The 24,324-nt window shown below is 64.9% G+C and carries 17 protein-coding genes; 7 read left to right on the top strand and 10 right to left on the bottom strand.

Annotated features, from left to right (window positions below; genetic code table 11):
* Positions 1–2: 2 nt before the first annotated feature.
* On the top strand, positions 3–2,657 hold the full coding sequence (locus H6718_16125; GenBank protein MCB9586927.1) for a glycosyl hydrolase family 2: 2,655 nt from the start codon (positions 3–5) through the stop codon (positions 2,655–2,657).
* Positions 2,658–2,735: 78 nt separating this feature from the next.
* Here H6718_16125 and H6718_16120 read toward each other — a convergent pair whose 3' ends face one another.
* Positions 2,736–4,604 (bottom strand): helix-turn-helix transcriptional regulator, encoded by a 1,869-nt coding sequence (locus H6718_16120; protein MCB9586926.1) that lies wholly within the window; start codon positions 4,602–4,604, stop codon positions 2,736–2,738.
* 159 nt (positions 4,605–4,763) lie between these two features.
* The gene (locus tag H6718_16115; protein MCB9586925.1) at positions 4,764–6,272 is read right to left on the bottom strand and encodes a hypothetical protein; all 1,509 of its coding nucleotides are present in this window, start codon (positions 6,270–6,272) and stop codon (positions 4,764–4,766) included.
* 257 nt (positions 6,273–6,529) lie between these two features.
* On the opposite strand from H6718_16115, the gene H6718_16110 reads away from it, so the two are divergent.
* On the top strand, positions 6,530–7,567 hold the full coding sequence (locus tag H6718_16110) for an SIS domain-containing protein (protein MCB9586924.1): 1,038 nt from the start codon (positions 6,530–6,532) through the stop codon (positions 7,565–7,567).
* 684 nt (positions 7,568–8,251) lie between these two features.
* Here the strand turns inward: H6718_16110 and H6718_16105 are convergent.
* Positions 8,252–10,678 carry a DEAD/DEAH box helicase gene (locus tag H6718_16105; GenBank protein MCB9586923.1) on the bottom strand — a complete coding sequence of 809 codons (2,427 nt, stop codon included), beginning with the start codon at positions 10,676–10,678 and terminating at the stop codon, positions 8,252–8,254.
* 275 nt (positions 10,679–10,953) lie between these two features.
* Between H6718_16105 and H6718_16100 the strand changes: the two genes are divergently transcribed.
* Positions 10,954–11,883, top strand: coding sequence for an HDOD domain-containing protein (locus H6718_16100; GenBank protein ID MCB9586922.1), 930 nt, complete (start codon positions 10,954–10,956; stop codon positions 11,881–11,883).
* 24 nt (positions 11,884–11,907) lie between these two features.
* On the opposite strand, the gene H6718_16095 is transcribed toward H6718_16100, so the two are convergent.
* The 5 genes from H6718_16095 to H6718_16075 are packed head-to-tail and all read right to left on the bottom strand — an operon-like array spanning position 11,908 to position 17,522.
* On the bottom strand, positions 11,908–12,942 hold the full coding sequence (locus tag H6718_16095) for an ABC transporter ATP-binding protein (protein MCB9586921.1): 1,035 nt from the start codon (positions 12,940–12,942) through the stop codon (positions 11,908–11,910).
* A 20-nt stretch (positions 12,943–12,962) separates the two neighbouring features.
* On the bottom strand, positions 12,963–13,922 hold the full coding sequence (locus tag H6718_16090; protein MCB9586920.1) for an ABC transporter ATP-binding protein: 960 nt from the start codon (positions 13,920–13,922) through the stop codon (positions 12,963–12,965).
* Positions 13,919–14,863, bottom strand: coding sequence for an ABC transporter permease (locus H6718_16085; protein ID MCB9586919.1), 945 nt, complete (start codon positions 14,861–14,863; stop codon positions 13,919–13,921). Before H6718_16085 ends, H6718_16090 begins: the two co-directional genes overlap by 4 nt.
* Positions 14,863–15,831 carry an ABC transporter permease gene (locus H6718_16080; protein MCB9586918.1) on the bottom strand — a complete coding sequence of 323 codons (969 nt, stop codon included), beginning with the start codon at positions 15,829–15,831 and terminating at the stop codon, positions 14,863–14,865. The genes H6718_16085 and H6718_16080 overlap by 1 nt, the downstream gene beginning before the upstream one ends.
* A 26-nt stretch (positions 15,832–15,857) precedes the next feature.
* Entirely contained in the window at positions 15,858–17,522 is a 1,665-nt protein-coding gene (locus H6718_16075) for an ABC transporter substrate-binding protein (GenBank protein ID MCB9586917.1), read from the bottom strand.
* Positions 17,523–17,939: 417 nt separating this feature from the next.
* Here H6718_16075 and H6718_16070 point away from each other — a divergent pair, with 417 nt between their 5' ends.
* The 4 genes from H6718_16070 to H6718_16055 all read left to right on the top strand — a co-directional run bounded on the left by H6718_16070 (position 17,940) and on the right by H6718_16055 (position 22,655).
* Complete coding sequence (locus H6718_16070) at positions 17,940–19,592, top strand: hypothetical protein (GenBank protein MCB9586916.1); 1,653 nt, start codon at positions 17,940–17,942, stop codon at positions 19,590–19,592.
* A 19-nt stretch (positions 19,593–19,611) separates the two neighbouring features.
* Entirely contained in the window at positions 19,612–20,346 is a 735-nt protein-coding gene (locus tag H6718_16065; GenBank protein MCB9586915.1) for a hypothetical protein, read from the top strand.
* Between the two features lie 31 nt (positions 20,347–20,377).
* The gene (locus tag H6718_16060; GenBank protein MCB9586914.1) at positions 20,378–21,115 is read left to right on the top strand and encodes a hypothetical protein; all 738 of its coding nucleotides are present in this window, start codon (positions 20,378–20,380) and stop codon (positions 21,113–21,115) included.
* Between the two features lie 265 nt (positions 21,116–21,380).
* Positions 21,381–22,655, top strand: a complete 1,275-nt coding sequence (locus tag H6718_16055) for a 6-phosphofructokinase (protein MCB9586913.1) — start codon at positions 21,381–21,383, stop codon at positions 22,653–22,655.
* 53 nt (positions 22,656–22,708) lie between these two features.
* Here the strand turns inward: H6718_16055 and H6718_16050 are convergent, their stop codons facing one another.
* Together H6718_16050 and H6718_16045 are read right to left on the bottom strand one after the other, a co-directional pair.
* Positions 22,709–23,086 carry a hypothetical protein gene (locus H6718_16050; GenBank protein ID MCB9586912.1) on the bottom strand — a complete coding sequence of 126 codons (378 nt, stop codon included), beginning with the start codon at positions 23,084–23,086 and terminating at the stop codon, positions 22,709–22,711.
* A gap of 25 nt (positions 23,087–23,111) precedes the next feature.
* Positions 23,112–24,320: a radical SAM protein gene (locus H6718_16045; GenBank protein MCB9586911.1), complete on the bottom strand. Its 1,209-nt coding sequence runs from the start codon at positions 24,318–24,320 to the stop codon at positions 23,112–23,114.
* Between the last annotated feature and the right edge of the window lie 4 nt (positions 24,321–24,324).

Raw genomic sequence — 24,324 nt, 5'->3', positions numbered from 1 at the left:
ACGTGAACAATCGGATCGACCTCAACGCAGGTTGGCATCTGGGCTCCAGCGCGCGCGTGGGTCGAGATGGCCGAGAACTAAGCACTAGCGCCGGCGCCGGCAGCGATGAGCTGATCCGCAAGGAAGTTGGCTGGCTCGAGATCAGCATGCCGTGCACCGTGCTCGGGGCGCTGGTGGACGCTGGGGTGTACCCCGAGCCGTTCGTTGGCAAGCGCCTGCTCGACGTTCCGGGGCAGGGTCCCCCCGCGGTCAACTTCTCCAACCACGACATGCCAGAAGACAGCCCGTTTGCTGTTCCGTGGTGGTATCGCACGACGTTCGAGACTCCCCCCGAGCTCGGAGAGCGCGTGCTGCTCGGCCTCGATGGTCTCAACTACCGTGGCTCCGTGTGGATCAACGGAGAGCTGGTGGCCGACGAGGGAACGCTGGTCGGCGCCTACCGAGACTACGTGCTCGACATCACCGACTACGTGCATCGGGACGCGCCGAACGTGCTGGCGATCTCCGTCCAGGCGCCAAACAAGGACGATCTGGCGATCACCTGGGTGGACTGGAACCCGTCGCCGCCGGACAAGAACCTCGGACTCTGGCGCGAGGTTTGGCTGCGAGGTGTGGGCGCGGTGCGAGTCACCCGAGCGTTCGTGAAGAGCCGAGTGCTACGTGGAGAGGGCGGCTCTCAAGCGCGCCTCGAAGTGCACACGGAGCTCCACAACTTGAGCGGCGACACCGAGCGTGTCCAGCTCCGAGCGGACATCGCGGCTCTGGGGATCGTGCTGGAGGCCCAGGTCGAGCTCGGCCCTGGTGAGTGCCGCCAAGTCGTGTGGCGAGCGGACGCCCACCCAGAGCTCGAACTCGACGATCCGCCGCTCTGGTGGCCGCGAGTGATGGGGGAGCAGCCGCTCTTCGAGCTGGAAGTCACCGCCAGCTTGCAAGGCTGCTTGAGCGATCGCTGCCAAGCTCGCTTCGGGATCCGCGAGGTAACAAGTGAACTCACCCCTGACGAGCACACGCTGTTCCGCATCAACGGCGAAGCACTGGTGATCCGCGGCGCCGGTTGGGCGACGGACCTCTTCTTGCGACCCGACTGGGAGCGCGATCAGCGCCAGATTGAGTACGTCGTCGCGATGAACCTCAACACAATACGCTTCGAAGGCATGCTCGAGCGCGGGCGTTTCCTCGAGCGCTGCGATGAGCTGGGGCTCCTGGTGATCGCCGGGTGGTGCTGCTGTGATCACTGGGAAAGGTGGGACAACTGGAAAGAAGAAGACTACGGCGTCGCCGCCGAAAGCCTGCGAAGTCAGCTGCGGCGGGTCGCTCACCACCCGAGCATGCTGACCTGGTGGTACGGCAGCGACTTCCCACCGCCCCCGCGGGTCGAGCAGAGCTACCTCGAGGTGTTTGACGCGGAAGCGTGGCCGAACTGCAAGCAGTCTTCAGCGGCCAACAAGCCGACCCCCGTGACTGGGCCGAGTGGGATCAAGATGGTGGGCCCGTACGAGTACGTGCCGCCAAGCTACTGGCTCACGGACCAGGAGCGAGGCGGCGCGTTCGGCTTTGCGAGCGAAATCTGCCCCGGCGTCGCTGTGCCGCCGCTCGAGAGCCTGCAGCGCATGCTCCCGGCGCAGAACCACTGGCCGCCGGACGACACCTGGAAGTTTCACTGTGGTGGTCAGGAGTTTCACAACCTCGATTTATTCCTCGAGGCAACGCGCGAACGCCTGGGGGAGCCCACAGGCATCGCCGACTTCGCACGCAAGGCGCAGCTTTTGACCTATGAAGGTCAGCGAGCGATGTTCGAGGCGTACGCGCGCAACAAGTACCGCGCGACCGGCGTGGTGCAGTGGATGCTCAACAACGCCTGGCCGAGCCTGATCTGGCACCTCTACGACTACTACCTGCGTCCGGCGGGCGGCTTCTTCGGCACTCAACGGGGCTCTGAACCGCTCCACGTGCTGTACGGCTACGACGATCACGCCGTCTGGCTCACCAGCGACTATCGCCGCGCCGTGGAAGACCTGGAGCTCCTGGTGCGCGTGTATGGGCTCGGCGGTGAGCTGCGCTTCTCCGCCTCCCAGAGCGTGAGCGTTGGTCCAGATGGCGCGCTGCGTGTGCTCGAGCTGCCGCCCGTCGAGGCCCTAGGGCTCAGCCCTGGAGGCGTCGTGTTCCTCGATCTCGAGCTCCTCCAAGGCGGACAATCCGTCAGTCGCAACTGGTACTGGATCCCCGCGGAGGCAGACGAAATCGACTTCCCGAACGGCACTTGGTACTACACCCCGGTCAAGCGCTTCGCGGATCTGCGCGCGCTGAGCCAGCTCGCGGAGGCAGGCGATTTTGCGGCGGATCTGCGGGTGCGACGGGAGCCCGGCGTGCAGCGCTTCGACGTCAAGTTGAAGAACCCTGGGCCCCGGGTCGCTTTCTTCGTCGAGCTCCGGCTGTGCGACGCAGATGGCTCGGATGTGCTCCCGGTGTTGTGGGAGGACAACTACGTGACGCTGCGCCCCGGTGAGGAGCGCGTCGTGAGTGGCTCGACGACCGTTGCTGCGCCCCTCGCGGTTGAAGTCTCAGGCTTCAACGTGGCGACCCGCGTGGTGCACTCGGCGCGTTCGTTGCCACCGCTGCAGCTGCCGGACTTGCTCGAGACGGCGAGCGCCGAATAGCTGTCAAGGAGTGACAAACGGCGAACGGCGCACCTGTTCGGGTGCGCCGTTTGTGATTTGTTGGCAGTTCCGTAAGGATCAGGCTCCGCTGCCCTTGCGGTAGGCGCCCGGCGTGTCCCCGGTGACCTTCTTGAAGGAGCGGATCAGGTGGTGCTGCGACTGAAAGCCCGAAGCTTGGGCGATCTGCTCCGTGGTGAGGGGCGTCGTCGCGAGCAGGCGCTTGGCGTGCTCCACGCGCACTGCGCGGACGTACGCGAGGAATGACGTCCCGGTCGCTTGCTTGAACACGCGGCTGAACGCCGGCACGCTGAAGCCGGCCTTGCGCGCCACGTCGGGCAGCCGGAGCTGCTCGGCGAAGTTCTCCTTCAGGTACTGCAGGGTTGCTTCGAGGCGCATCACCTTGGGTCCTTCGAGCGACTTCTGGGAGACGAACGCCAGGCGTTCCAGCGCCGCCTTGAAGGTGTCGATGATCTCGCTGGCGGTGGTCGCTTCTTCCACGCGGCGGGTCAGATCCGCCGCGAAACGGTCCCGCGCCTCCTGTCGCATCGGGTGGCGGCGTTGAATCGCACCGAAGAGCTGGAAGAGCATCGCGAGGAACTGGGAGCGCACGACTTCGATGCGCTCGTCGCTGTGGATCAGGACCAGTCGCACGTAGCGATCCGCAGCGACCTTGATCTCCGTCTCGCGCTGGCGGCCAAATGCCTCCGACAGATCCGTCGCGGCGTCTTGTAGCTGGCTGTAGGTGACCTGTTCGCGTCCGTAGTGATCCTCGTGGAACAGCACGTCTTGCTCGAGCTGCAAGCAGAGGTGGAGCGCCAACACCGCCTGGCGGTGCGATTCGTAGAGCGACGAACCCGCAGGCAGTGAGCGCCCGATGCCAACCACCGAGCGCAGCCCGAACTGCTTGTACACGAACTGCTGCAGGCGTTCCGCTCGCTCACGCAGCTCCAGACGTTGACGCACGTCGCTCTTGCCACGCAGCGGTGAGGTGATGAACGAGACACCGTAGTCCGCCAGCGGAACCGCCGCGGTCTCCGGCCACTCGCGCACATAGGCGATCAGCGCGCGCTGGATGCGGGCATTGCGAATCATCGCCCGCACCGGATCCATCGGCTCGACTCGCGCCTCGAGGGGCATCAGCGTCATGGCCGTGGTCGGCAGGCGCTGGATGCCGATGCCTTCTTTGAGCCAGTCCGTGAGTTGCCCTTCGTAGTACCAGGGCGTCATGTGGAACTTGTCGGCGCTGATCGCGCTCTCCACCCACACGTCGATGGGCCACAGCTTGTCGAACACCGTGCTGTTCAGCTCGTCGACGTCTTGCTGGATGTCGAGGCTCCCCGGTTCCGCGGTGAGAAACGCAGCGTAGAAGCCGAGGAAGCGCTCGAGACCGCTCAAGAGCTCCGCGGACAGCACCGGCAGGCTCAACGCCATGCGCACAAAGCGCACGAAGTCGGCGTTGGCGCTCGTGGGTTCGCGCCCCGTCAGCTGACGCCAGCTCTCAGCCAGCCACTCCCACTCCGGCTCCTTCGTGAGGAACTGCCCGGCGTAGAGGAACGTCTGGCCGCTGTCGTCTGACTTGATGGGCAGGAACAGGTCCGCAAAGCCGAACAGCTCTTCTACCACCAGGCTCTGGGCGAGCTTCGCGCGTTGTAGGCACTCGAGGTAGTACTGATCGCGCTTCGACTCCTTGCCGTAGAAGATCTCGAAGTGGAACGGCTTCAGGTTGTCCGAGGGCACTCCGAGTTCCATCCACTCGAGACCGCGCTCACCGTCCCACTGAATCACATACAGCGGCAGCTGTGGCCGCCGACTGATCACGTTCTGCAGTGCGTAGAAGCTCGTGAGCTGACGCTGCCAGGGAGGACGAATCGCTCGCACCATGCTCTCCGAAATCGGGGCGACGTCAAACGGCGGCGGGGGCGGGGTGAGTAGGGCAGCGGTGTTCATAGTCTAGCTCCTTGCGGGTTTCTTACGGGGGAAAGCCTCAGAACCGTGCGTGCGCAGCGGCGCCATCGAACTCGATGGGTTTCGCCGCGGCAGGGGTTGGGGGAGAGGAGAAGTGAAGCACGCAGTTTGGTTCCGTGGGAAAACGTTCAGTGTGGGAGTTCAGTTGTCAGGACACGGCGCGGCGGCGGGAGTCCACCAGTTGCCGCTCATGGCGATCAGGCTCAAGAGCTTGAGCGTGTCGCCGTAGTACTCGTCAGCCAGGCCCATCGTGATCACGGTGTCCCACAGTTGATTCAGCCAATCCTGGTTCGTGGCGTCGCTCATCGCGCCGACGCCGAACGGCGCGATGTACGCGAGAGAGCTGTAGCCGGAGTTCGGCAACGGCTGACCGCTCAGCTCGTAGCCCGCAGCGATCGACCAAGGATCGCCGCCGCTGGCGCCTCGGATGAAGGCGTTTTGCTTGTCGAGGATCTGCTTCGCCCGCGCGTCACCACTGGTCAGCCAGTAGGCGCCGACACGCCACGGCACGCGGCAGGCGTTGTAGCCGTAGGCGCCGTCCGCCGCGTTCTCGAGGAAGTAAGGGTCGACGGGGGCGGGGGAGGCGTAGGGGCTCTGAATGAAGTCGGGTATGAGTCCGCTCGTTGCCGCGTGGTTCGCCTGCAGGGTCGCGAACATGTCGAGGGACTGATCGAGTAGGGTCGTCCAGCTGCTGTCGTTGCTCGCTGCGGCGAAGCTCGCGAAGTGCCCAGGCATCACGTCGCTGGAGCGGGTCGCGTTGGCGTAGTCGCCACTATCCACCCAGTCGCCAAGCTTGAGGTAGCCCCCAGCGCTGATCTCGGAGGCGCGGACGCCGCTGATCACGTTGAGCGCCTCGGCGTGGTAGTCGACCTCGCCGCTCGAGCCCCATTGCTTGTCCGCAAGCAGTAGCGCGTAGGCGATGTCCAGGTCGCCGTCGGTAGCGCTGTCTGAGCCGTCGACGTTGGTGCAGCTCTCGCCCTGCTTCCAAGCCATGAGCCGCCCGTCGCCGGAGCTCGGGTGATCCTTGAAGTAACGAAACAGGCCGTCGAAGGTGCTACGCGCGCTCGAGTCCGCGCCGGCCATGAAGGCGGCGATCAGCATGCCGTAGCCGTGGGCTTCGCTGACGGTCAGCCCGTTGTTGTGCACGTTGACATACGCGCGAGCATCGCCGCAGCCAGCCTCCAGGTACCTAAATTTCCACGCGGCATAATAGTCGCGCACCGCTTGGTCCAGCTGTGCTTGGCTCTGGTGGCTGGGGAGAATCGCACCCGAGGTATACGCGAGCTGGTGGTTTCCAAAGGGCTGCGCCGCGTCGGTCGCCGTCGTGCAGCCGGGCTCCGGCGTTCCGCCGCTACCGCCCGAAGCTGAGCCGCCCTGACCCGCACCGCCGGGAGCTGAGCCGCCCTGGCCTGAGCCGCCTTGCTCCGCTCCGCCTTGAGCCGCGCCGCCGCTCGCACCAGCGCCTGACGCCCCAGCAGCTGAGCTGCCGCCTTCAGCGCTCGACGACCCGGACTCACCGACGTCGCACCCCAACGCCAGCAGCGCGGCGAACACCACGCTAGCGATTCGTGACTGGCCGCCCCCGCAGCGTTTCAGCGACGGCGGAGTATTCCAGAGCTTACCGTTGGAGATCCCAGGCCTTAGCGGCATCGCTCAGGACTCAGCACGCCGTGTGCCAGCAACAAAGTGCGGGTGCCGAGGTAGGCAATTTCCCGCGCTTTCGAGAATGAGCATCGGTTCTGAACGCAATGGACACGATTGCAGGGGGGATCCGAGGGATCCCTCGGATCCCCCCGATCCTCCCCAGCGCGGATTTGGGGCTGCCCCGCGGAGCCGAACCAGCCCGCGAGCCGATTGCCCGCGGAAACGGTTCGCTTCTTGCAACCGCACCTCCAGAGGAAGCTGAGATGAGTCAACTGCTGAGTGAGATCGAAGAACAACCGAAGACGCTAGCGCGACTGCTCGAGCTAGGACGCTCGGCGGCTATGGAGGCAGCGCGTCGGATCCGCGCCTTTCAGCCTAGCTGGGTTGTGATCGCCGCGCGTGGAACCTCGGACAACGCGGCCCGCTACGCGCAGTACCTGTTTGGCGCACACAACCGCCTGGGTGTCGGACTGGCGGCGCCGTCCTTGTGCACGCTCTACGATGCCCCGCCGGATATGCGACGCGCGTTGACCATTGGCATCAGCCAATCGGGTCAATCACCGGACATCGTCTCGTGGGTCGAGGAAGCGCGGCGTCAGGGGGGCGCCACGTTGGCGATCACGAACGATCCGAGCTCGCCGCTCGCTCTCAGCGCTGACTCCTGCATCCCTCTTTCCGTGGGGGAAGAGAAGGCGGTCGCCGCGACGAAGACCTACACCGGCGAGCTGCTGGCTCTTGGGATGCTGAGCGCCGCCCTGAGCGGAAAGCAGAGCAACTGGGAGGCGCTCGAGACGGTGCCTGGTGCGGTGCGCACCGCCATCAGCAAGAACCAGCAGATCGAGTCGTTGGCGCAGGAATTCGCCGGCTCAAGCCAGTTTTTGGTGTTGGGCCGAGGGTTCAACTACTGCACGGCGTTCGAGGTCGCGCTCAAGATCAAGGAGACCAGCTACATCGTGGCCGAGCCTTACTCGGTCGCTGATCTGCTGCACGGACCCGTGGCGATGGTCGACGAAGGCTTCCCATGCCTGGTGATCGCACCTAGCGGGCAGGCGCTCGCCGGAGCCAGTGAGCTCGTGGAGCTGCTCAGGCAACGCAAAGCCCACGTCGTCGTGCTGAGCGATGACACGGAGCTCTGCCGTCGGGGTCAAGCCAGCCTCAAGTTGCCGCGCGGAGTCGCCGAGTGGGCGAGCCCCATCGTCAGCGTCGTGCCCGGCCAACAGTTCGCCCACGCCTTGGCGGTTGCCAAGGGCCTCGACCCAGACACGCCGCGGGGCTTGTCCAAAGTGACCCGCACCCGCTGAGTGTGACCTCTGCGATAGACACGCAAGGAACTGGAACGCGTCGAAGAGCAGCTTCACTGCTGTGAGAGGGGATGGACCGCCAAGGACGCCAAGGACGCCAAGGATTGGGGGTTCGAGCCTCAAGACGTCGTGAGTGCCGAACGGTCTCTGGTGCTCACTGGTTGCTAGGATGGACCGCCAAGGACGCCAAGGGCGCCAAGGATTGGAGGCTCAAGACGTCGTGAGTGCCGAACGGTCGCTGTTGGTCACTGGTCGCTGGGGATGGACCGCCAAGGGCGCCAAGGATTTGGGGATTGAGACGCGAGGCGGCCGGTGCGCCGAAGAGCGGATTCAGCGTCATGAGAGGGATGGACCGCCAAGGACGCGAAGGGCGCCAAGGATTTGGGGATTGAGATTCCGCACCCCGCGACGCGCTGCAGTGCGCCCGTTCGCGCTACGTGAGTCGCCCAGATGTTGCCGCGCGGATGCGTTTATTGCTGCCCAAGAAAATCTTGGCGTCCTTGGCGCCCTTGGCGGTTCCCTTTGAAAAAGGCATCTGCTGGCACAACGGATCAGGCCCCGGGAAGGAGCAGCGCGCACGTTTCCTCAGGCGCTGGAAACGCCTTCTCATGATGTCTAACGGCTCGCTCCTCACCCCCAAAAACTTGGCGGTTCCCTTGGGTAGAGAGCCCGACGCGCGACGTTTCAGTCGTCTTCGTTTTCGTCCAGGGGGGCGAGGAGGCTGTCGATGTCCTCTTCGCTGATCGCCTTGGGGGCTGCGGAGCCTCCGCCGAGCAGCGTATCCGCGAGGTGTCGTTTGCGGCGTTGCAGGTGGAGCATGCGCTCTTCGACGCTGCCGCTGACGATCAAGTTGTAGACGAACACCGGGCGCTTTTGGCCGATGCGGTAGGCGCGGTCTGTAGCCTGTGCCTGGGCGGCGGCGTTCCACCAGGGGTCGTAGTGGATCACGGTGTCGGCGCTGGTGAGGTTGAGACCCGTGCCGCCTGCTTTCAGACTGATCAGGAAGACGTCGACCTCACCCGCCTCGAAGCGGTCCACCAACCCTTGGCGATCCGCGGTGCCGCCCGTCAGCACCACATGCCCCGTGTTGCGCTTGCCGAGCTCCTGGGAGATCAGCGCGAGCATGCGCGTGAACTGACTGAACACCAGCACGCGGCGCCCTTGCTCGAGGTGCGTCGTGAGGAGTTCGAAGAACATCTCGAACTTCGCGTTGCCTTGGCACTCCGAGGCACCCGCAACGTGCACCAGGCGGGGATCGCAGCACACCTGACGGAGCTGCATCAGCGCGTCGAGGATGGCGACGGTCGAGGCGGCGAAGCCCTTCTTGCGGATCGCTTTGCGCACGTCGTCGTGAGCGGCCACGCGGATGGCTTCGTACAGCTCACGCTGGTCGCCGTGGATTTCTACCGGGCGCACGAGCTCCGTCTTGGGCGGGAGCTCCGTCGCGACGCTCTCTTTCAGTCGACGCAGGATGAAGGGAGACACGCGGCGGCGTAGCGCCTCGAGCCGGGCGTCGTTGCCTTCGCGCTCGATCGGGATACGGAAAGCCGCGCGGAAACGTGCGGCTTCACCGAGTAGACCCGGCATCAAGAAGTCGAACAGCGACCACAGCTCCTCGAGGTTGTTCTCGACCGGGGTGCCCGTGAGGCACATGCGGTGCCTTGAGTTGAGGCGCCGTACGGTGCGTGCGATTTGGCTGCGCGGGTTCTTGATCGCCTGCGCCTCGTCCAAGATCACGTAGTGGAAGTCCATCTCCTCCAGGCGATCGATGTCGCGCACCAACAGCGGGTACGTCGTCAGGACGACGTCCGCCTTGCTGGCGCGCTCGAAGCGCTCATGGCGCTTGGGGCCGTGCAAAACGCAGATCTTCAGGTGCGGCGCGAACTTCTTCGTCTCGCGCTGCCAGTTGCCGATCAGGCTGGTGGGCACCAGCACGAGGCTTGGCAGATCCGTGCGGTGCTCTTCCTTCTCCTTGGTGAGGTGAGCGATGGTCTGCAGCGTCTTGCCGAGGCCCATGTCGTCGGCGAGCACCCCGCATGCGCCGTGCTCTCGCAGGTGCTGCATCCAGGTGAGGCCTTCGTGCTGGTAGGAGCGGAGCGTCGCCTTCAAGCTCACGGGTTCGGAGACAAAGCTTGGCGCGCGGCTCAAGGCGCGAGCGCGCTCCACGACGTCTTGGGCGCCGGTCCACTTGAGCTGGGTCCCGGCCTCGCCCATGGCGTCCTCGAGCTGAGTGAGGCAGCCGACCGCACCCGGGTCGAACTCGATGACTCCGCCTTCGCCCTTGTTTCCGCCGCGATACAGATCGAGCAAGACGCTGAGCAGATGCTTCAGGCGCTCCGGCTGGATCGGCAGGTAGCGATTGGGGCCAACCGGGATCGCGCGGTAGCGGGCAGGCAGCTTGAGCAGCGCGTCCAGGCTCTCGGAGTCGGGGCAGAAGTCGAGTAGCTCGACCAACGCCGGCAGCAGGTTCACCCGCTCACCGGACACCTCGACGCCTAGCTCGAGACTGAACCAACCCGGCGCGTCGTCGTCCGGTTGATCGACGTCGGCGTACCAGGGCACGTGCCCTTCCACGATTTGGTAGGGGAAGTCCTTGTGGATCTCGACGCGCCACCCGAGCTTGCGGAGCTGCGGGACGGCGTGCGCCATGAAGGAGCACTGAGAGTGAGCGTTGTTGCTCGACTGGACCAGGTAGTCCGCCTCAGAGCCGAACGGCGGGATCACGTCTTCCACGCAGCTCAGATCCACCGCCCCGAAGGTCTCCAGCATGCACTGGGCGCGGGCCTCGGCCGCCCGATCGCGGTCCACCACGTCCGACTTGGGGCCGCTCGAGATCTCTCCGTCGAGATCGAAATCGAAGTCCAGGTCGTCGAGATCGCCGTCGCCCTCGGGGCGCACCTGGATCCCGCCGTAGTTGAAGCGCAGCTTCATCACCGGCAGTTCGACGTCTTTTGGGCGCTTCCCACGACCGCTCGTGGGGCCCTCCACCATCATCGCCTCGGTGTAGATGAAGAGTTCCGGGACGAACGCGAGGGCGCGTTGGGGCGCACGGGCTTCGGCGGAGTGGGCCTCGCTGGGCTGATGGGTCTGAGCGCTTGCTGAACTGATCAAGGCTGCTTGCACCCGCTTCGGGGTGTCCTGGGGCGGAGCTGACCGCCCGTTCCCTGCGCAGACGGCCAGGGGAAGGGGCAGGTAACCCCAAACCCTTGGCTTTGTCGATGCCGAATCTCTTCGGAATCACGCAAGAAAGTGGCGGAACTTCGCTGAAAAACGGCGCATCGCAACATCCTGGGGTGGCGGGCCCGGGCAAGCCCAACATCCTGGGCAGGGGGGTGAGAAAGCACTGAATGCGTTCAGGCTTTCTACGAACGGCCGTTTGGAGATGCATGCACTCAGCCTTCGCTCCGTCCGTTGCTCCTGCCTTCGTGCGCGAGCCACTCCTCGCGCTTCAGGTGGCCCACTCCGAGGGCGACCCGTTGCCCACGGACGTCGAGGAATGGCTCGAAGACACTCTGGACCTCGGTCAGATCCAGGTCCCGGTGCTCGAGGCCGTGGCCAGCCGCCTGCTTCAGCTGAGTCTCGACCCGGAGAGTGATCTGCGGCAAATCGCTTCCGAGCTAGCCCTGGACCCGTCCCTCACGGCGGAAGTGTTGCGGCTCTCGAACTCGGCGGCGTTCGGTGCGCGGGTGGCGATCACGACGATCGATCGCGCTGTCGCTCAGCTGGGATCCATGCGGATCCGTGACATCGCGCTGGTGGTGGCGTGCAAGGACAACGTGTTCACGGCCGGCGAGTTCGCTGGTCTGATGCGCGAGCTGTACCGGCACTCGGTCGCGACGGCGTTCTACGCGCGCCACGTTGCTGCCAAGCAGGGCATCGACCGCGGCACGGCGTTCGTGTGTGGTCTGCTCCACGATGTGGGGTGGCCGGTGGTCCTTCAGCTGTTGGATCGCTACGAGCGTGAGGAAGGGCTCAAGCTCGGGCCGGCCACGAAGCTCAAGGCCGCGGCCCGCTACCACGAGCGAGCGGGTCTCGTGATCTCTCGCAAGCTGCCGATTCCGGACCTGAAGATCGCCCTGAGCGAGCACCACCGACCGAATAGCCAGGTCCCCGCGGCCGCGTCCGTCGCCTTGGCCAAGGTGCTCGCCACGCCGATCGCCGGCTGGGACGCCATCACCAGTTTGCCATCTGATGTGGAGGGGCTGATCGTCTTGGCTCACGAGGTCGGCGTGCCCCTCGACATGGATGCCGCAACGGATCTGTTCGAGCAACACAGCTCCGTAGCGCAGGTCGTCGTTGCCTTCGCCGGCGACTGACAGCGCAGTTGGCCCAGGCGCTGGCTAACGGGCCGCTACAAGCGGAAGCGCTTCCAGATGACCGCTGGTGGCGGGCGCCCGCACGAGTCGAGTGCTCTCGATGAGGTGACAACGCACGCTGCGGCCAGCGCCGACAGGTGCAAGCTCAGGAGTTACCTCGCGGCAACGTTGAACGGCTTCCGGGCAGCGCCCGGCGAACGCGCAGCCGACGCTCGGCTGCTGAAGATTCGGGGAGCCGCTCTTCGCCGCCAAGGGCGAAAGGATGTTGCCTCCAGGCCGGGGGACCGCACTCAGGAGCAGCCGGGTGTACGGGTGGAGCGGCTCGCGCATCAGCTCGGCGCTGTTCGCTTCTTCCACGACTTGCCCCGCATACAGCACGAGTGTTCGGTCGGCGATGTAGCGCGCACTGGCCAGATCGTGCGTGATGTAGAGGAAGCCGATGTTGCGCTCCTGCTTGAGTTCCCGCATCAGGTTGAGGATCCCCACGCGGATGGACACATCGAGCATGCTGGTCGGCTCATCTGCCAGGATGAGCTGTGGGGTGACTGCGAGCGCGCGCGCTATCGCGACGCGTTGACGTTGGCCGCCCGACGCCTGGTGCGGGTAGCGCTTGGCGAACTCCGCGGCGGGGCTGAGCCCAACTTGGTCAAACAGCTCGAGCACCCGCTGCTCGACGTCACGTTTGCTCAGCCGCGTGTGGCGAACCAGTGGACGCTCCACGTGGTAGCCGAGGCGGTGCACCGGATTCAGCGAAGCGAACGGGTCCTGGAAGATCAGCTGGACTTGGCGGCGATACTCGGCGCCCGGGCGACGCTTGAGTGGCACCGCTTGCCCGTTGAACCAAAGCTCGCCCGTACTCGGGTCGGTGAGTCGCGCCGCGAGCCTGAGCGCCGTGCTCTTGCCGCTTCCGCTCTCTCCGACGAGGGCGACGATCTCGCCCGCGTGGACTCGCAGGCTGACGTCTCGCAAGGCGTGCACGTGCCGCATGCTGAGCCCGCGCCTCTGGGAGAAGGTCTTTGAGAGCCCGCGCAGCTCCAGCAGTGGTTCAGAGGTGGACATGGGTCATTTCCGCGAGGTGACTACGGCTGACGGGCGACATGGCAAGCGGCCAGGTGATTGCCCCCCAGGGAGACGAGCTGGGGCAGCTCCGCGTGACAGCGCTTCTGCACTTGGCTGCAGCGCGGGTGAAAGCGGCAGCCTGGCGGTGGATGAAGCAAATCGGGAGGTGAGCCGGGGATGCCTTCGAGGGACGTCTGGTCACCTGCCGTATCGGGGAACGACGCGAGCAGGCCTTGGGTGTAGGGGTGCCGCGGGTGGTGATAGATCTCATCGGCCTCTGCCACTTCCACCAGCTTGCCTGCGTACATCACCCCAATGTGCGTGCAGAACTCCAGCATGAGCCCAAGATCGTGGGTGATGAACAACACGGAGAAGCCCAAGCGATGACGCAGCTCCGCGATTTGCGCGAGGATCTCCTTTTGCACCACCACGTCGAGCGCGGTGGTCGGTTCGTCCATGATCAAGAGCTTCGGGCGCAAAGCGAGGGCGATGGCAATCACCACCCGTTGCCGCATCCCGCCGGAGAGTTCATGGGGGAAGCTATCGAGGCGCGTCGAGTCGATGCCCACGAGTTCCAGTAGCTCCTCCGCGCGTTTCCGTGCGGCTGGGGGTGAGAGCGCTTCGTGGGCCAGCATCACGTCCGTGAGCTGTTCGGAAACGCGCAGCACGGGGTTCAACGCATTCATCGCGCTCTGAAACACGAGCGAGGCGTCCCGCCAGCGCACTCGGCGTAGCTCCGCTTCGCTCATCGCCAACAGGTCCTTCCCGAGTAGCCGCACGCTGCCTCCGGTGATCGCGGCGGGAGGCCTGAGCAGGCGCAAGATCCCTTGGACTACCGTGGACTTCCCACTGCCGCTCTCCCCGGCGAGCCCGAAGATCTGATCCTCGTCCACGCGGAAAGAGACGCCGTCGACGGCGGAGACGTCTCCCGCCTGCGTGATGTAGTCGATCCGCAAATCCGAGACTTCCAGCAGGCTCATTCGCCCCCCAGCGCTTCGACCGCGTCAACGGCGGGTGGCACTGACGGGCGACGCTTCAGCAGCACGGCCGTCGCGCCGCCGCTCGTGACTCCCGCCTCGCGCATCCGGCGTTCGTAGGCGTTTTCTCGCTTCAGGCGCGGGTTCGAGAGCTCATCGATTGCGTTATTCAGGAGCCCGAGGGCGAGCCCTACGAGGGCCACACACAGCCCTGTCGGCACGAACGTCCACCAGGAACCCGTCAGCAGCGCAGCATCGTTGCTAGCCCAGTAGAGGTTGGTGCCCCACGTCACCTGAGACACATCTCCTAACCCCAAGAATTCCAAACCGACCTGAGCGCCGATGGCGTAGATCGTGGCGCCAATGAATGACGAGACCAGGAGGCCGCTCTGGTTTGGCAAGATCTCCCACAAGATGATGCGCAGCGGATGCTCACCACAGACGATGGCTGCGGACACGAAGTCCTTGTTCCGCAGGGCAAGAGTCTGGGAGCGAATCACGCGAGCTCCCCAGGCCCAGCCAGTGAAGATCAAGACCCAAGCGATGGTCACCGGTCCAGGAGGCAGGTAGGCGGCGATCACGACCATCAGCGGGAGACCCGGCATGATCAGAAAGACGTTGATCAGCAGGCTGAGCGCGTCATCGATGAAGCCCCCGAAGAAGCCCGCTGCGGTGCCAACCACGGCGCCGATCGCCACCACCCCAAAGCCGACGGCGAACCCAACCAGCAGCGACATGCGCGCGCCTGCGATGGTCTGAGCCAGCACGTCTTGACCCTGCCCATTGGTGCCGAGCCAGTGAGCACCCGAAGGCGGCTCGAGCGGCACGCCGGCGAACGCGGTTGGATCCTGCACGAGGTAAGGTCCGACGATCGCGATGAGCGCGAACAACAGTAACAGGGAGAGGCCGACGACCGCCTGTTTCGAAGCGAGCAGACCCCTCATCACGTCCTCGGGTCGAGCCAAGCGTACGCGATGTCGACGAGCCAGTTGGCCCCCAGCACCGCGAGCGTGATGGTCAGAAACAATCCCTGGATCAGCGGGTAATCCAGGCTCCTCACCGCCTGAATCAACAGATAGCCCTGACCCGGGTAGGAGAAGATGATCTCCGTCAGCAGCGAGCCGCTCAAGACGAAGCCGAGCGCCATGCCAAAACCCGTCACGTTGGGCAACAAGGCATTCCGTGCGGCATAGGTCCACATCACCCGCCGGCTGTGGAGGCCCTTGGCCTGCGCGAGGCTGATGTAGTCCTCTCCCAGGACAGAGATCATCGTGTTGCGCATCGACAGCATCCAGCCCCCGAGGGTTGCGACCACGATGGTCAGCGCCGGGAGGATCGCGTGCTTCAGAACGCTACCGATGAAACCCCAAGAGAAGCTCGGCGTGAGGTGATCTGCGTAGGCGTGTCCCAGCGGAAACCAACCCAGCTCGAAACCGAGCAGGAACAACGCCAGCATCGCGAGCCAAAAGTAGGGAAAAGCGCCGAGAAAGATCAGGGCAGGGGGTGCGAATCGGTCAAGCTTACCGTCGCGTTTCCACGCGCTGATCACGCCGAGGGCGGTCCCAACGCCAAAGCTCAACACCACGGAGACGCCAGCGAGCAGTAGCGTCCAGAAGAGCGCCCCACCGATCACCGTGTTCACGCTGGCAGGGAAGTGACTGATGCTGACCCCGAGATCCCCTCGCAGCACGTGTCCCAGGTAGCTCAGGTACTGCTGGTGGAGCGGGGCGTCGCTGAAGCCAAAGGCCTGGCGGAGCGCGTCCATCGCCTCGGGTTTGAGTTGACCCTTGAAGCGCGCGAACATCGCGGATGCGGGATCGCCCGGCATCAAGCGAGGGATCAAGAACGCCAGCGTGATCGAGGCCCAAGCCGCCATCAGGTAGAACCCCAGGCGTCGCAGCACGAACTTCAGCCCCGCGGAGGCCCGACTCAAGCTCTTCATTTCGCCTCCAGGCGCGTGAGGACCAACAAGCTGTCGGGAGCCTTGTTGGGGGTGAGGAGCGCATAGGGATCCGCTTCATTCGGGAAGCCCTTGAACCGCTTGAGGTTGTATTCCCCCCAGGAAACGTCCGGGAAGAGTGGCAAGGCAGGAGCCTGCTCGACGAACAGTCGCTGCAAAGAGGCGTAGAGCGCGTGTTCTTGCATCGGGTCCGTCGTGCGCTCGAGTTCCCTCAACCAGGCGTCGGCTTTTGCTGACGCAAAGCGGTGCCAGTTGGTGGCAGCTTCTTCTTCCAAAGGTTGCTTCGTCTCCGTGGCCATCAACCCGCGATAGAGCGAATACGGCGTTGGACCCTCCTCGGTCCAGCCGAGGCTGAGCCAGAAGTCACCCCGCTGGAGCTTCTGAAACCAGGCACCGAAGTCGTAGCTGCGGAGGGTGGCTTTGACGCCGACTTGCTCGAGGTTTCGGCAGATGACCTGCGCCGAGCGCACCCAGTCGCTCCACCCCGCCACCACGTTGATCTCGAGCTCGAACGGCTCTCCCGAGGGCAGGTGGCGCAGTCCGTCGGCGGCCATCTTGATCCCCGCGGAGTCAAGCAGGGTGGCTGCTTGCTGTGGGTCGTAGTTCACCCAGTCGCCCGCCGCGACAGCCTGGGGGTCGCGATACTTCGCGTAAGCGTCGGATAGGCCCGTCGCGTCCGCGGGGCGCGAGTAGTCGAAGAGCGCGACCTGCACCAGCTTCTTGCGGTCGATCGCCTGACTCAGCGCCTTGCGCACGCGCACGTCATCCAGCGGCGCGCGCGTGTGGTTCGGATACAGCAGCACGCTGCCCTGCATCAGCGGGAACCAGTAGCGGTGGTGATCCGGATCGCGACTGACGAAGGTGCGGTCGATCGCCGGGACGAAGGTCCCCGCCCAGTCGAGATCCCCGTGGATCAAGGCCAGGTTCGTCTGGTCGTTGGCCGGGAACGCAGGGAACCGCAGCGCCTTCAGCTTGGGCTTCTCCGGCTGCCAGTAGTTGGGGTTCTTCCCGATCTGATAGACCTGACTCTGAAAGCTCTCGATTTCCGTGAACGGCCCCGTGCCCACCGGGTTCGGATCGGCGAAAGTGACCGGATCTTCTACGTCCCGCCAGGTGTGCTCAGGGACTATGGGTTGACTCGCGAGGTAGTACAAACCTGGGACAAAAGGCCGCTTGAAGCGCAAGCGGAGCTGGTTTTCGCTGAGCGTCTCGACACGCTCCAGGAATTTCCACACGGCGTTGATGTCCAGGGCGGGGAAGCGGCGCAAGAGCTCGAAGGTGAAGGCGGCGTCCTGCGCGCTGAACGCCTCGCCGTCGCTCCACTTCACCCCGGTTCGAGTCGTGAAGGACAGCGCTAGCCCATCGTCACTCCAGGCGTAGTTCGTGGACAGCCAGGGTTCGTAGCGGCCTTGCGCCACGTTGTAGATCAGCAGCGGCTCGTAGATCGCGTGGTTCGCTGCCCAGCGACCCGCACCAAGTAGCGGGTTGAAGTTCCTCACGTAGGAGGCGGTCTGTTCGCTCTCGGTGATCACCAGGACGCCCGGCTCTGGAGCCCGAGACTCTGGCTCACAGCCCACGCTGAAGGCGCAGAGCAGGAGGGCGAGCCAGCAGCGCAACGGGTGAGTAGTTCGGCGGAAGTCCATGAGGGTGTTGATGGGTCTTCGATTCACTTTGCGAGAGGCGTGCCGCCCGCGCCGGTGACCGCGCGGAGGTCGCGCCGTGACTTGGGCGAGCAGCGCACTCGGAGTTTTCCGCGCTAGCAAAGTGTCGCGGGTGTCAAAAATGACCAATCTTGCGCTCAGAAACGCCCATCTCGTCGGAGCGCTGCTGGGCAATCTCCAGGGATGCCCTCGATCCCGGGGATCTTCCCGATCCGGAACACCCAGTGCCGTTCTCTCCCTAGTACCGGGCGGAAATCAATCACCGGCGTGGCCGGTTTGGCTCATGCTCGGATCGCGCTCGCTCCGCCGGCTACGCGCTTCAGCGCGAACGCTCGCTTGACGGACCAGGAGGCGGGTGCGGGTGCGGCGTGGCACGAGTTTCGCTGTAGCGCGAGCTGCATGCTTGCTCCGTCCTCCCGTAGCCTGAACCTGGCGCTGTGCGCTGCGTTCGTGCTGATCGCGATTGTGGTGGCTCCGTCTAGAGTTTCCGCACAGGAAACCGTGATCGTCGGCGGTGACGATACCGACAGTACGCCGGAAGGCTCCCGGGAAACTGCAAGAGCCGAGCGGGAGAGTCGGGATACACCTACCAGTACCAGCGGACCAGGCAGCTCCGAAGGCTTGGTTACGGAGTTCCACGGCTTCTTTCGTGCCCCAATGCGGCTTGGGATCGGCAAGCGGGACAACCCGGCTGATGGCCAGAGCTCGACCACCCTTCACAACGCGCTCACACCTGACGATCAGTACCTGAGCTGGCAGTACACTCGGCACAATCAGCGCGACTGGGCGGAGCTCTATCTATCCGTGGGGAAAGATTTCGCGAAGGGTACCGTCGGACTCCAGGCCTACAACTTCACCGACGCTTCGTACAATGAGCAAGAAGCGCAGCTCGGCATCAGCCAGGCATTCGTGACCCTCACCCCCGATCTCGGAAGCGAAGACCGCTTCGAGGTCCGCGCCGGTGCGCACTGGGGTTTGTACGGAGAAATGGGTCGCTACGACGCGGGAGAGTACGACACCTATCTGTTCGGGCGCACCGCCGTGATGGGGTACACCGCGCGCTACGAGCACGATTTGCCGGGGGTGACGTTGAAGGCGGAGCAAGGCTTCGGCACCCGCCGTCCCGATCCCGACGTGTTCAACAAGACGCGCTTCACTTTGCTGCATCACGAGCACCTGTGGGCCCAGCTGATGCAGGACTACGAAGTGGGACTCCACTTCCTTTCCTCGTGGACACAGGAAGAGGACCGAAACCAGGACCCCTTGCAAGATCAGCCCGACGGCAGCCTGATGGTCTACGGCGGCGACGTGCGCCTGGACTTTCACGGCTTCGGCTTGCTGTACGCCGGCTTCAGCCGCGTGGTTGCCAAGGACGCGCTGACCGTCGCACCGGCGATCAATGTGATCCACTCCGACGGCGGCGGAGAGTTCGACCACGGCATCACCGGCAACTACCTCGACACCCGCGATTGTTTCGAGACCCCGACTGCCGCGGGTTGCAGTCGCGGAAACGGAGCCGTCAGCACCCTGGCGGGGCAATACGAGATCAGCTTGAGCAACCTGATCGGCAGCTGGAGGGACCCCGAGTTCGATTGGTGGGGTGAGGGCGAAGACGTCGTGATCAAGCTCTACGGCATGCTCAACTGGGTCAAGAGCGACAACTCTCGCGTGGATGGCCTGCGCAAGGTCAAGTACGGCGCCGACCTCGAGTGGATGATGCTCAAGTGGTTCGGCGTCGGAGCGCGCGCGGATCGTCTGCAGCCGAACAGCCGAGTGCCCGAGCAGTCGTTCATGATCTTGAGCCCTCGTGTGGTGTTCCGCTCGAGCTGGGTCAGCAACGAGATGCTCGTCATCCAGTACAGCCGCTACGTGTACAACCAGCGCGAGTGCAACGACCCGACGCGGTCGGAGCTGTGTGTCCAGCCTCCGTCGTCGGTTTCAACCCCGGACGGGTTCGGCTCCGCGACGGCTGATGAAGACACCCTGCGCACGATCAGCGCCACTCGGCCCGACGTGAATGTTTTCCGCGTGGATGCGAGCATGTGGTGGTGACCGCACAAGGAGCAACGTGATGAGTAAACCAGCATCTCCCAAGGGACTTCAGGCGATTGTGGCTGCGGCTTTGGTCAGCCTAAACGTCAGCGGTTGCGGCGCGGGGCAGGCAAGCCGCGCCGAACCAGTCGCAGGCGCGGAGCCAATCGCAGCCGCAGGGCACAGTGGCCCGGCGATCGCTCAGAGCTGCCCTGGGGGCCTACTCGAGGACGCCGAGGACGGCGACGATCAGGCCGGGAACAACGGATACTGGTACTCGTACGTCGACGAGGTGGGCTCCAAGGTCGACCCTGGCAAGGAGTTCAAGCTCGCGAGCGCTGGTCACGACTCCGAGGGTGCTGTGCGCATGCAGGGCAGCTTGAGTCGTGGCGAGGACGTCTACGCGGGGGTCGGCTTCGGACTCAAGGAAGGCGGCAGCTACGACGCCTCCAAGTTCGGCGCCTTGACGTTCTGGGCGAAGGCGGCTTCCGCGGGGCAAAAGCTGCGGGTCAAAGTGCCTGATGTAAACACGGCGCCTGAGGGAAAGAAGTGTAGTGAGTGCTACAACGACTTCGGCGTTGACGTCCCCCTGAAAGCCGAGTGGACGCGCTACGTCGTGCCCTTCGGGGCGATGAAGCAGGAGTCCGACTGGGGTGCACCTCGGCCCGCGAGCGTGGACCGATCACGGCTCTACGGCGTGCAGTTCCAGGTGAGTGAGCCAGGCGCGACGTTCGACGTTTGGCTCGACGACATCGAATTTACGGGGTGTCAGTGACGCCGCTTCAGCGAGACGAAGGAGAGCAGCAATGAGCAGCATGAGCTTGGGTGGTTGGATCGTCGTTGGAGCCAGCATGGCGCTAGCTCTGGGGGCCTGTGATGGCGGGAGCAGTGAGCCCTCGGGAGGAAACGGAGGTTCCGCGGGGAATGGCGGCAGCGGTGGCAGCGTGAGCGGCGGCACGATGTTGGACGACATGGAGGATGGCGATAGCTCCATCCCCGAGGAGGGAGGCCGTGTCGGCGCGTGGTACGTCTACAACGACGCAACCGGCAGCCAAGATCCGCCGGAGAGCGGTGATTTCGCGATGAGCGCGCTCAGCGAGCCCCGTGACGAGAGCAGCTACGCGGCTCACTCGAGCGGGAGCGGGTTTACGGACTGGGGCGCCGGCTTTGGGTTCGATCTGAACAACAACGGCACCAGTCGCGGCACCTACGATGCCTCATCCTTCAGCGGCGTCAGCTTCTGGGCGCGCAGTGGGAAGGGCGCTTTGGCGGTCCGTGTGGCGCTGAGTGACGCTCAGACGTCGGCCGATGGCGGACAGTGTGATCCCGCCGCCGAGGACAGCTGCGATGACGCATTCGGTGCGAACATCTCCCTCACCGAAAGCTGGCAGCAGTTCACGCTCAGCTTCGCCGAGCTGCAACAAGACGGCTGGGGCATGGCCTTCCCAAGCCTGCAGACGGACAAGCTCTACTCGATGCAGTTCGAAGTCGGGACCAACGTCGAGTTCGACGTCTGGGTCGATGACATCGTGCTCGTCCCCTAGCTGGGCGGTCGTTGGGACCGGTGGTTTACAGCCAGCTCCCGGAGCTACATAGACCCACTCCACAGCGCCGAGGCCTTGCGCGACGCCTTGAAAGCGGGCAGGTTTCCCGTCGGCGCTAAGGGCGGGCACCCCTCGGCGCTGCATCCAGAGGATTGTCAGGGCCTGCGAAGTTGGTTCTCGCGGGTTGCGTGCCTGAAACACGTGCCGTGGCAGTCTGTTGTCCGGCCGCGGGGGTTTCCCGTGGCCACTGACGAGGCCCGTTTCGATGAGCAAGCTGGGAATTTTGGCAGCCGGTGGTCCAGCGCCCGGCATCAATAGCGTGATCGCTGCGGCGACGATCCGCGCCTGTGTTTCGGGGATCGAGGTGCTCGGGATCCGCGACGGCTTCAAGTGGCTGATGCGGGGTGACACCAGTCGGGTAGCGCCCCTCGACATCGACGCCGTGAGTCGCATCCATTACCGCGGTGGCTCGGCGATCGGTATCGCCCGCGCAAATCCAGCTCAGGTGGGCAAGCTCGAGGAGACTCTCGACAGCTTGCGTCGCCTCGAGGTGGATCGCCTAGTGACCATCGGGGGTGACGGCACGGCGTTCACCGCGATGAGCCTGCAGCGACTTGCAGGGGACTCGCTGCGCGTGGTCCACGTACCCAAGACCATCGACAACGATCTCGACTTGCCGGACATGAGCCCGACGTTCGGCTACCAAACGGCCCGTCACGTTGGGGTGCGCATCGTCAAGGACATCATGACCGACGCCAAGACCACAGGGCGTTGGTACTTCATCGTGACCATGGGGCGCGCTGCGGGGCACCTGGCGCTCGGCATCGGCAAGAGCGCGGGCTGCACGCTGACGGTGATCGCCGAAGAGTTCCGCACGAAAACGGTGCCCTTGAGCGAAATGGTGGATCTGCTGGTGGGCGCGATCATCAAGCGCCGCGCGGAGGGCCGAGACGACGGCGTGGCGATCCTGGCCGAGGGATTGATTGAGAAGCTCGACCCGGCAGAGCTCGCGGAGCTGCCCGAGATCGAGCGCGACATCCACGGCAACCTGCGATTGGCTGAGGTCTCCTTCGGCGATCTGATCAAGCGCCGGGTACAAGCACGCCTGAACGAGCTGGGCCTGAAGGTGACCATCGTGGCCAAGAACGTCGGCTACGAACTGCGCTGCGCCGACCCCATCCCGTTCGACATGGAGTACACCCGGGACCTCGGGTACTGCGCCACCAAGTATTTGCTTCAGGGGGGAGGGGGCGCGATGGTCACCATTCAGCGTGGCGTATTCAAGCCGATCCCCTTCAGCGAGATGCTCGATGCAGCCACCGGCACCACCAAAGTGCGTATGGTGGACACTGAAACCGAGAGCTACAAGATCGCGCGCCGCTACATGATCCGGCTCCGCCGCGACGACTTCAGCAACGAAGAAGCCATCGCGAGCTACGCAGAGGTCGCTGGCCTGACGCCCGAACGGTTCCGCGAGGAATTCGAGTACCTGGTCGACGCGGAGGCGCCGCCGCTGCGGCTGAACGCCGTCGGCAGCTAGGTCGCTTCTACTACTCGAGCGGGCGGGCCGCTGAAACCGTCGCCGCCCAACGACTACTGCTGGGGCGGTCCCTCTTCGGGAGCGGGCATGCCGTACATTGGGACGGCGCGCTCAGGATCACCCGGTCCTGCCTCGGGAGTGCCCGGATCCGGAACCACAGGGTTGCCTTCATCCACCGGCGGCGTCGTCTCCGGATCGGGCTCTGGGTCGACGGGAACCACCGGGGGCGGCGCCTCGGGTTCAGGGGTGCCACCACCACAGCCAACGCTCGCGACGGCCGCCAGCGCGATCGCGGCGGCCGCTCCAGCGCGGTTCGCGAGGGCGCTAGGCCGAGCCCCGGTCGCTCCCGCCAGCGGGGCGGAGCAGAACCTGCACACCGTTTCCGTGTGGCGAAGGTGGCGGTGACAAGCGGGGCAGGGCACGAGCGTCATGCCGGCAGTCTAGCTCAGTTTTCACTCAAGTGGGCCAGGGCTCGCGGATCAACTCGAATTCGCCGAAGTCGAACGGAGTGCCCGGCGCAGAGACGCCACGCACCAGGCGCTCCCTCACCCCCTGATCCTTGAGCTCCAGCGCACGATGATGACAATACGGATTGTTTCCGCGCTTTCCGAACAAGACGTGGCTGGTCCAGCTGCAACCCGCGAGACACTCGCTGTTGTAGTAGCAGTCCTTGCAGAAGCCCCAGAGCTCCGAGGTGTCGCGATCGCGGTTGAAGCGCAGCGTGCTCGCTCCCTCCCAGATCGCGCGCAGGGAGGCATGTCGCAGGTTGCCACCGACGTAGTCGGAGCTTGGTAGGGAAGGACAGCCCTTCACGTCGCCATTTGCCTCGATCCCGAGGGTGTGGCGGCCCGCGGTGCAGGACTGACAGTGGCCCTTTTGCGAGTGACGCCGGAGCGCCGATTCGTGGGGCCCAAAGTAGCCGACGTTGTTCCCTGGCGCGAAGCGCACCCCAGCTTCTGCGCAGCGCTCCGACAGCCCGGCGAGGATCGGGATCACATCGAGCAGCTCGTAAGGCTGCAACAGAAGCTCCGGGTGATCCGCCGCGCGCCCCATGGCGACGGTGATTTGCGGCTGCCAGCCGTAGATCCCGCGTTCGATCAGCCGCTCCAGGAGCTCCGGCAAGTCGTCGCGGCTCAAGCGGTTGATCTGCGTGTTTGCGGCGTGGCGCACCCCGCAAGCTTCGAGAGACTCCAACGCTGTTATTGCCGCGCGGTAACTGCCGCGGAGCGCCCGCAGCTCGTCATGGGCTGCTTCGAGGCCATCCACCGAGATACTCACGCCGTTCACGCCGGCGTCGCGGGCCTGCGCTGCTCGGGTGCGATCAAAGCCTCGGCCGCCGCTGACGATGCCGCAGGTCATGCCCGCGTCACGCACCGCCCGGACCAGCGTTTGCCAGTCTTCTCGCAGGTAGACTTCTCCGCCAATCAGGCTCACTTCGCGCACGCCGAGCTCGGCGAGTTGCGTGATGACGTCGAGGCACTCCGCCGTATCGAGCTCGTCCGCCCGGGCTTTACCACCACGGGACCCGCAGTGAGCACAGGACAAGTCGCAGCGTAAGGTCACCTCCCAGACGCAGTAGGTTGGGCGCACGGCGTCCTGGGGTCGCGCTGTCTCGAGCGGCCTCTGGGGCCGGCTGAGTCCCCAGATCGGTAGACCTCGCTTCACCCGC

This window comes from Polyangiaceae bacterium, from assembly GCA_020633205.1.
GTDB lineage: Bacteria > Myxococcota_A > Polyangia > Polyangiales > Polyangiaceae > JAHBVY01.
This window is presented reverse-complemented; position numbering and strand designations above follow the sequence as displayed.

Coding starts and splice junctions, on each gene's coding strand:
- H6718_16075 (MCB9586917.1), bottom strand. CDS start 17,522: ATGGACTTCCGCCGAACTACTCACCCGTTGCGCTGCTGGCTCGCCCTC.
- H6718_16050 (MCB9586912.1), bottom strand. CDS start 23,086: ATGACGCTCGTGCCCTGCCCCGCTTGTCACCGCCACCTTCGCCACACG.
- H6718_16060 (MCB9586914.1), top strand. CDS start 20,378: ATGAGCAGCATGAGCTTGGGTGGTTGGATCGTCGTTGGAGCCAGCATG.
- H6718_16100 (MCB9586922.1), top strand. CDS start 10,954: ATGCACTCAGCCTTCGCTCCGTCCGTTGCTCCTGCCTTCGTGCGCGAG.
- H6718_16085 (MCB9586919.1), bottom strand. CDS start 14,863: ATGAGGGGTCTGCTCGCTTCGAAACAGGCGGTCGTCGGCCTCTCCCTG.
- H6718_16110 (MCB9586924.1), top strand. CDS start 6,530: ATGAGTCAACTGCTGAGTGAGATCGAAGAACAACCGAAGACGCTAGCG.
- H6718_16095 (MCB9586921.1), bottom strand. CDS start 12,942: ATGTCCACCTCTGAACCACTGCTGGAGCTGCGCGGGCTCTCAAAGACC.
- H6718_16120 (MCB9586926.1), bottom strand. CDS start 4,604: ATGAACACCGCTGCCCTACTCACCCCGCCCCCGCCGCCGTTTGACGTC.
- H6718_16090 (MCB9586920.1), bottom strand. CDS start 13,922: ATGAGCCTGCTGGAAGTCTCGGATTTGCGGATCGACTACATCACGCAG.
- H6718_16115 (MCB9586925.1), bottom strand. CDS start 6,272: ATGCCGCTAAGGCCTGGGATCTCCAACGGTAAGCTCTGGAATACTCCG.
- H6718_16055 (MCB9586913.1), top strand. CDS start 21,381: ATGAGCAAGCTGGGAATTTTGGCAGCCGGTGGTCCAGCGCCCGGCATC.
- H6718_16065 (MCB9586915.1), top strand. CDS start 19,612: ATGAGTAAACCAGCATCTCCCAAGGGACTTCAGGCGATTGTGGCTGCG.
- H6718_16070 (MCB9586916.1), top strand. CDS start 17,940: ATGCTTGCTCCGTCCTCCCGTAGCCTGAACCTGGCGCTGTGCGCTGCG.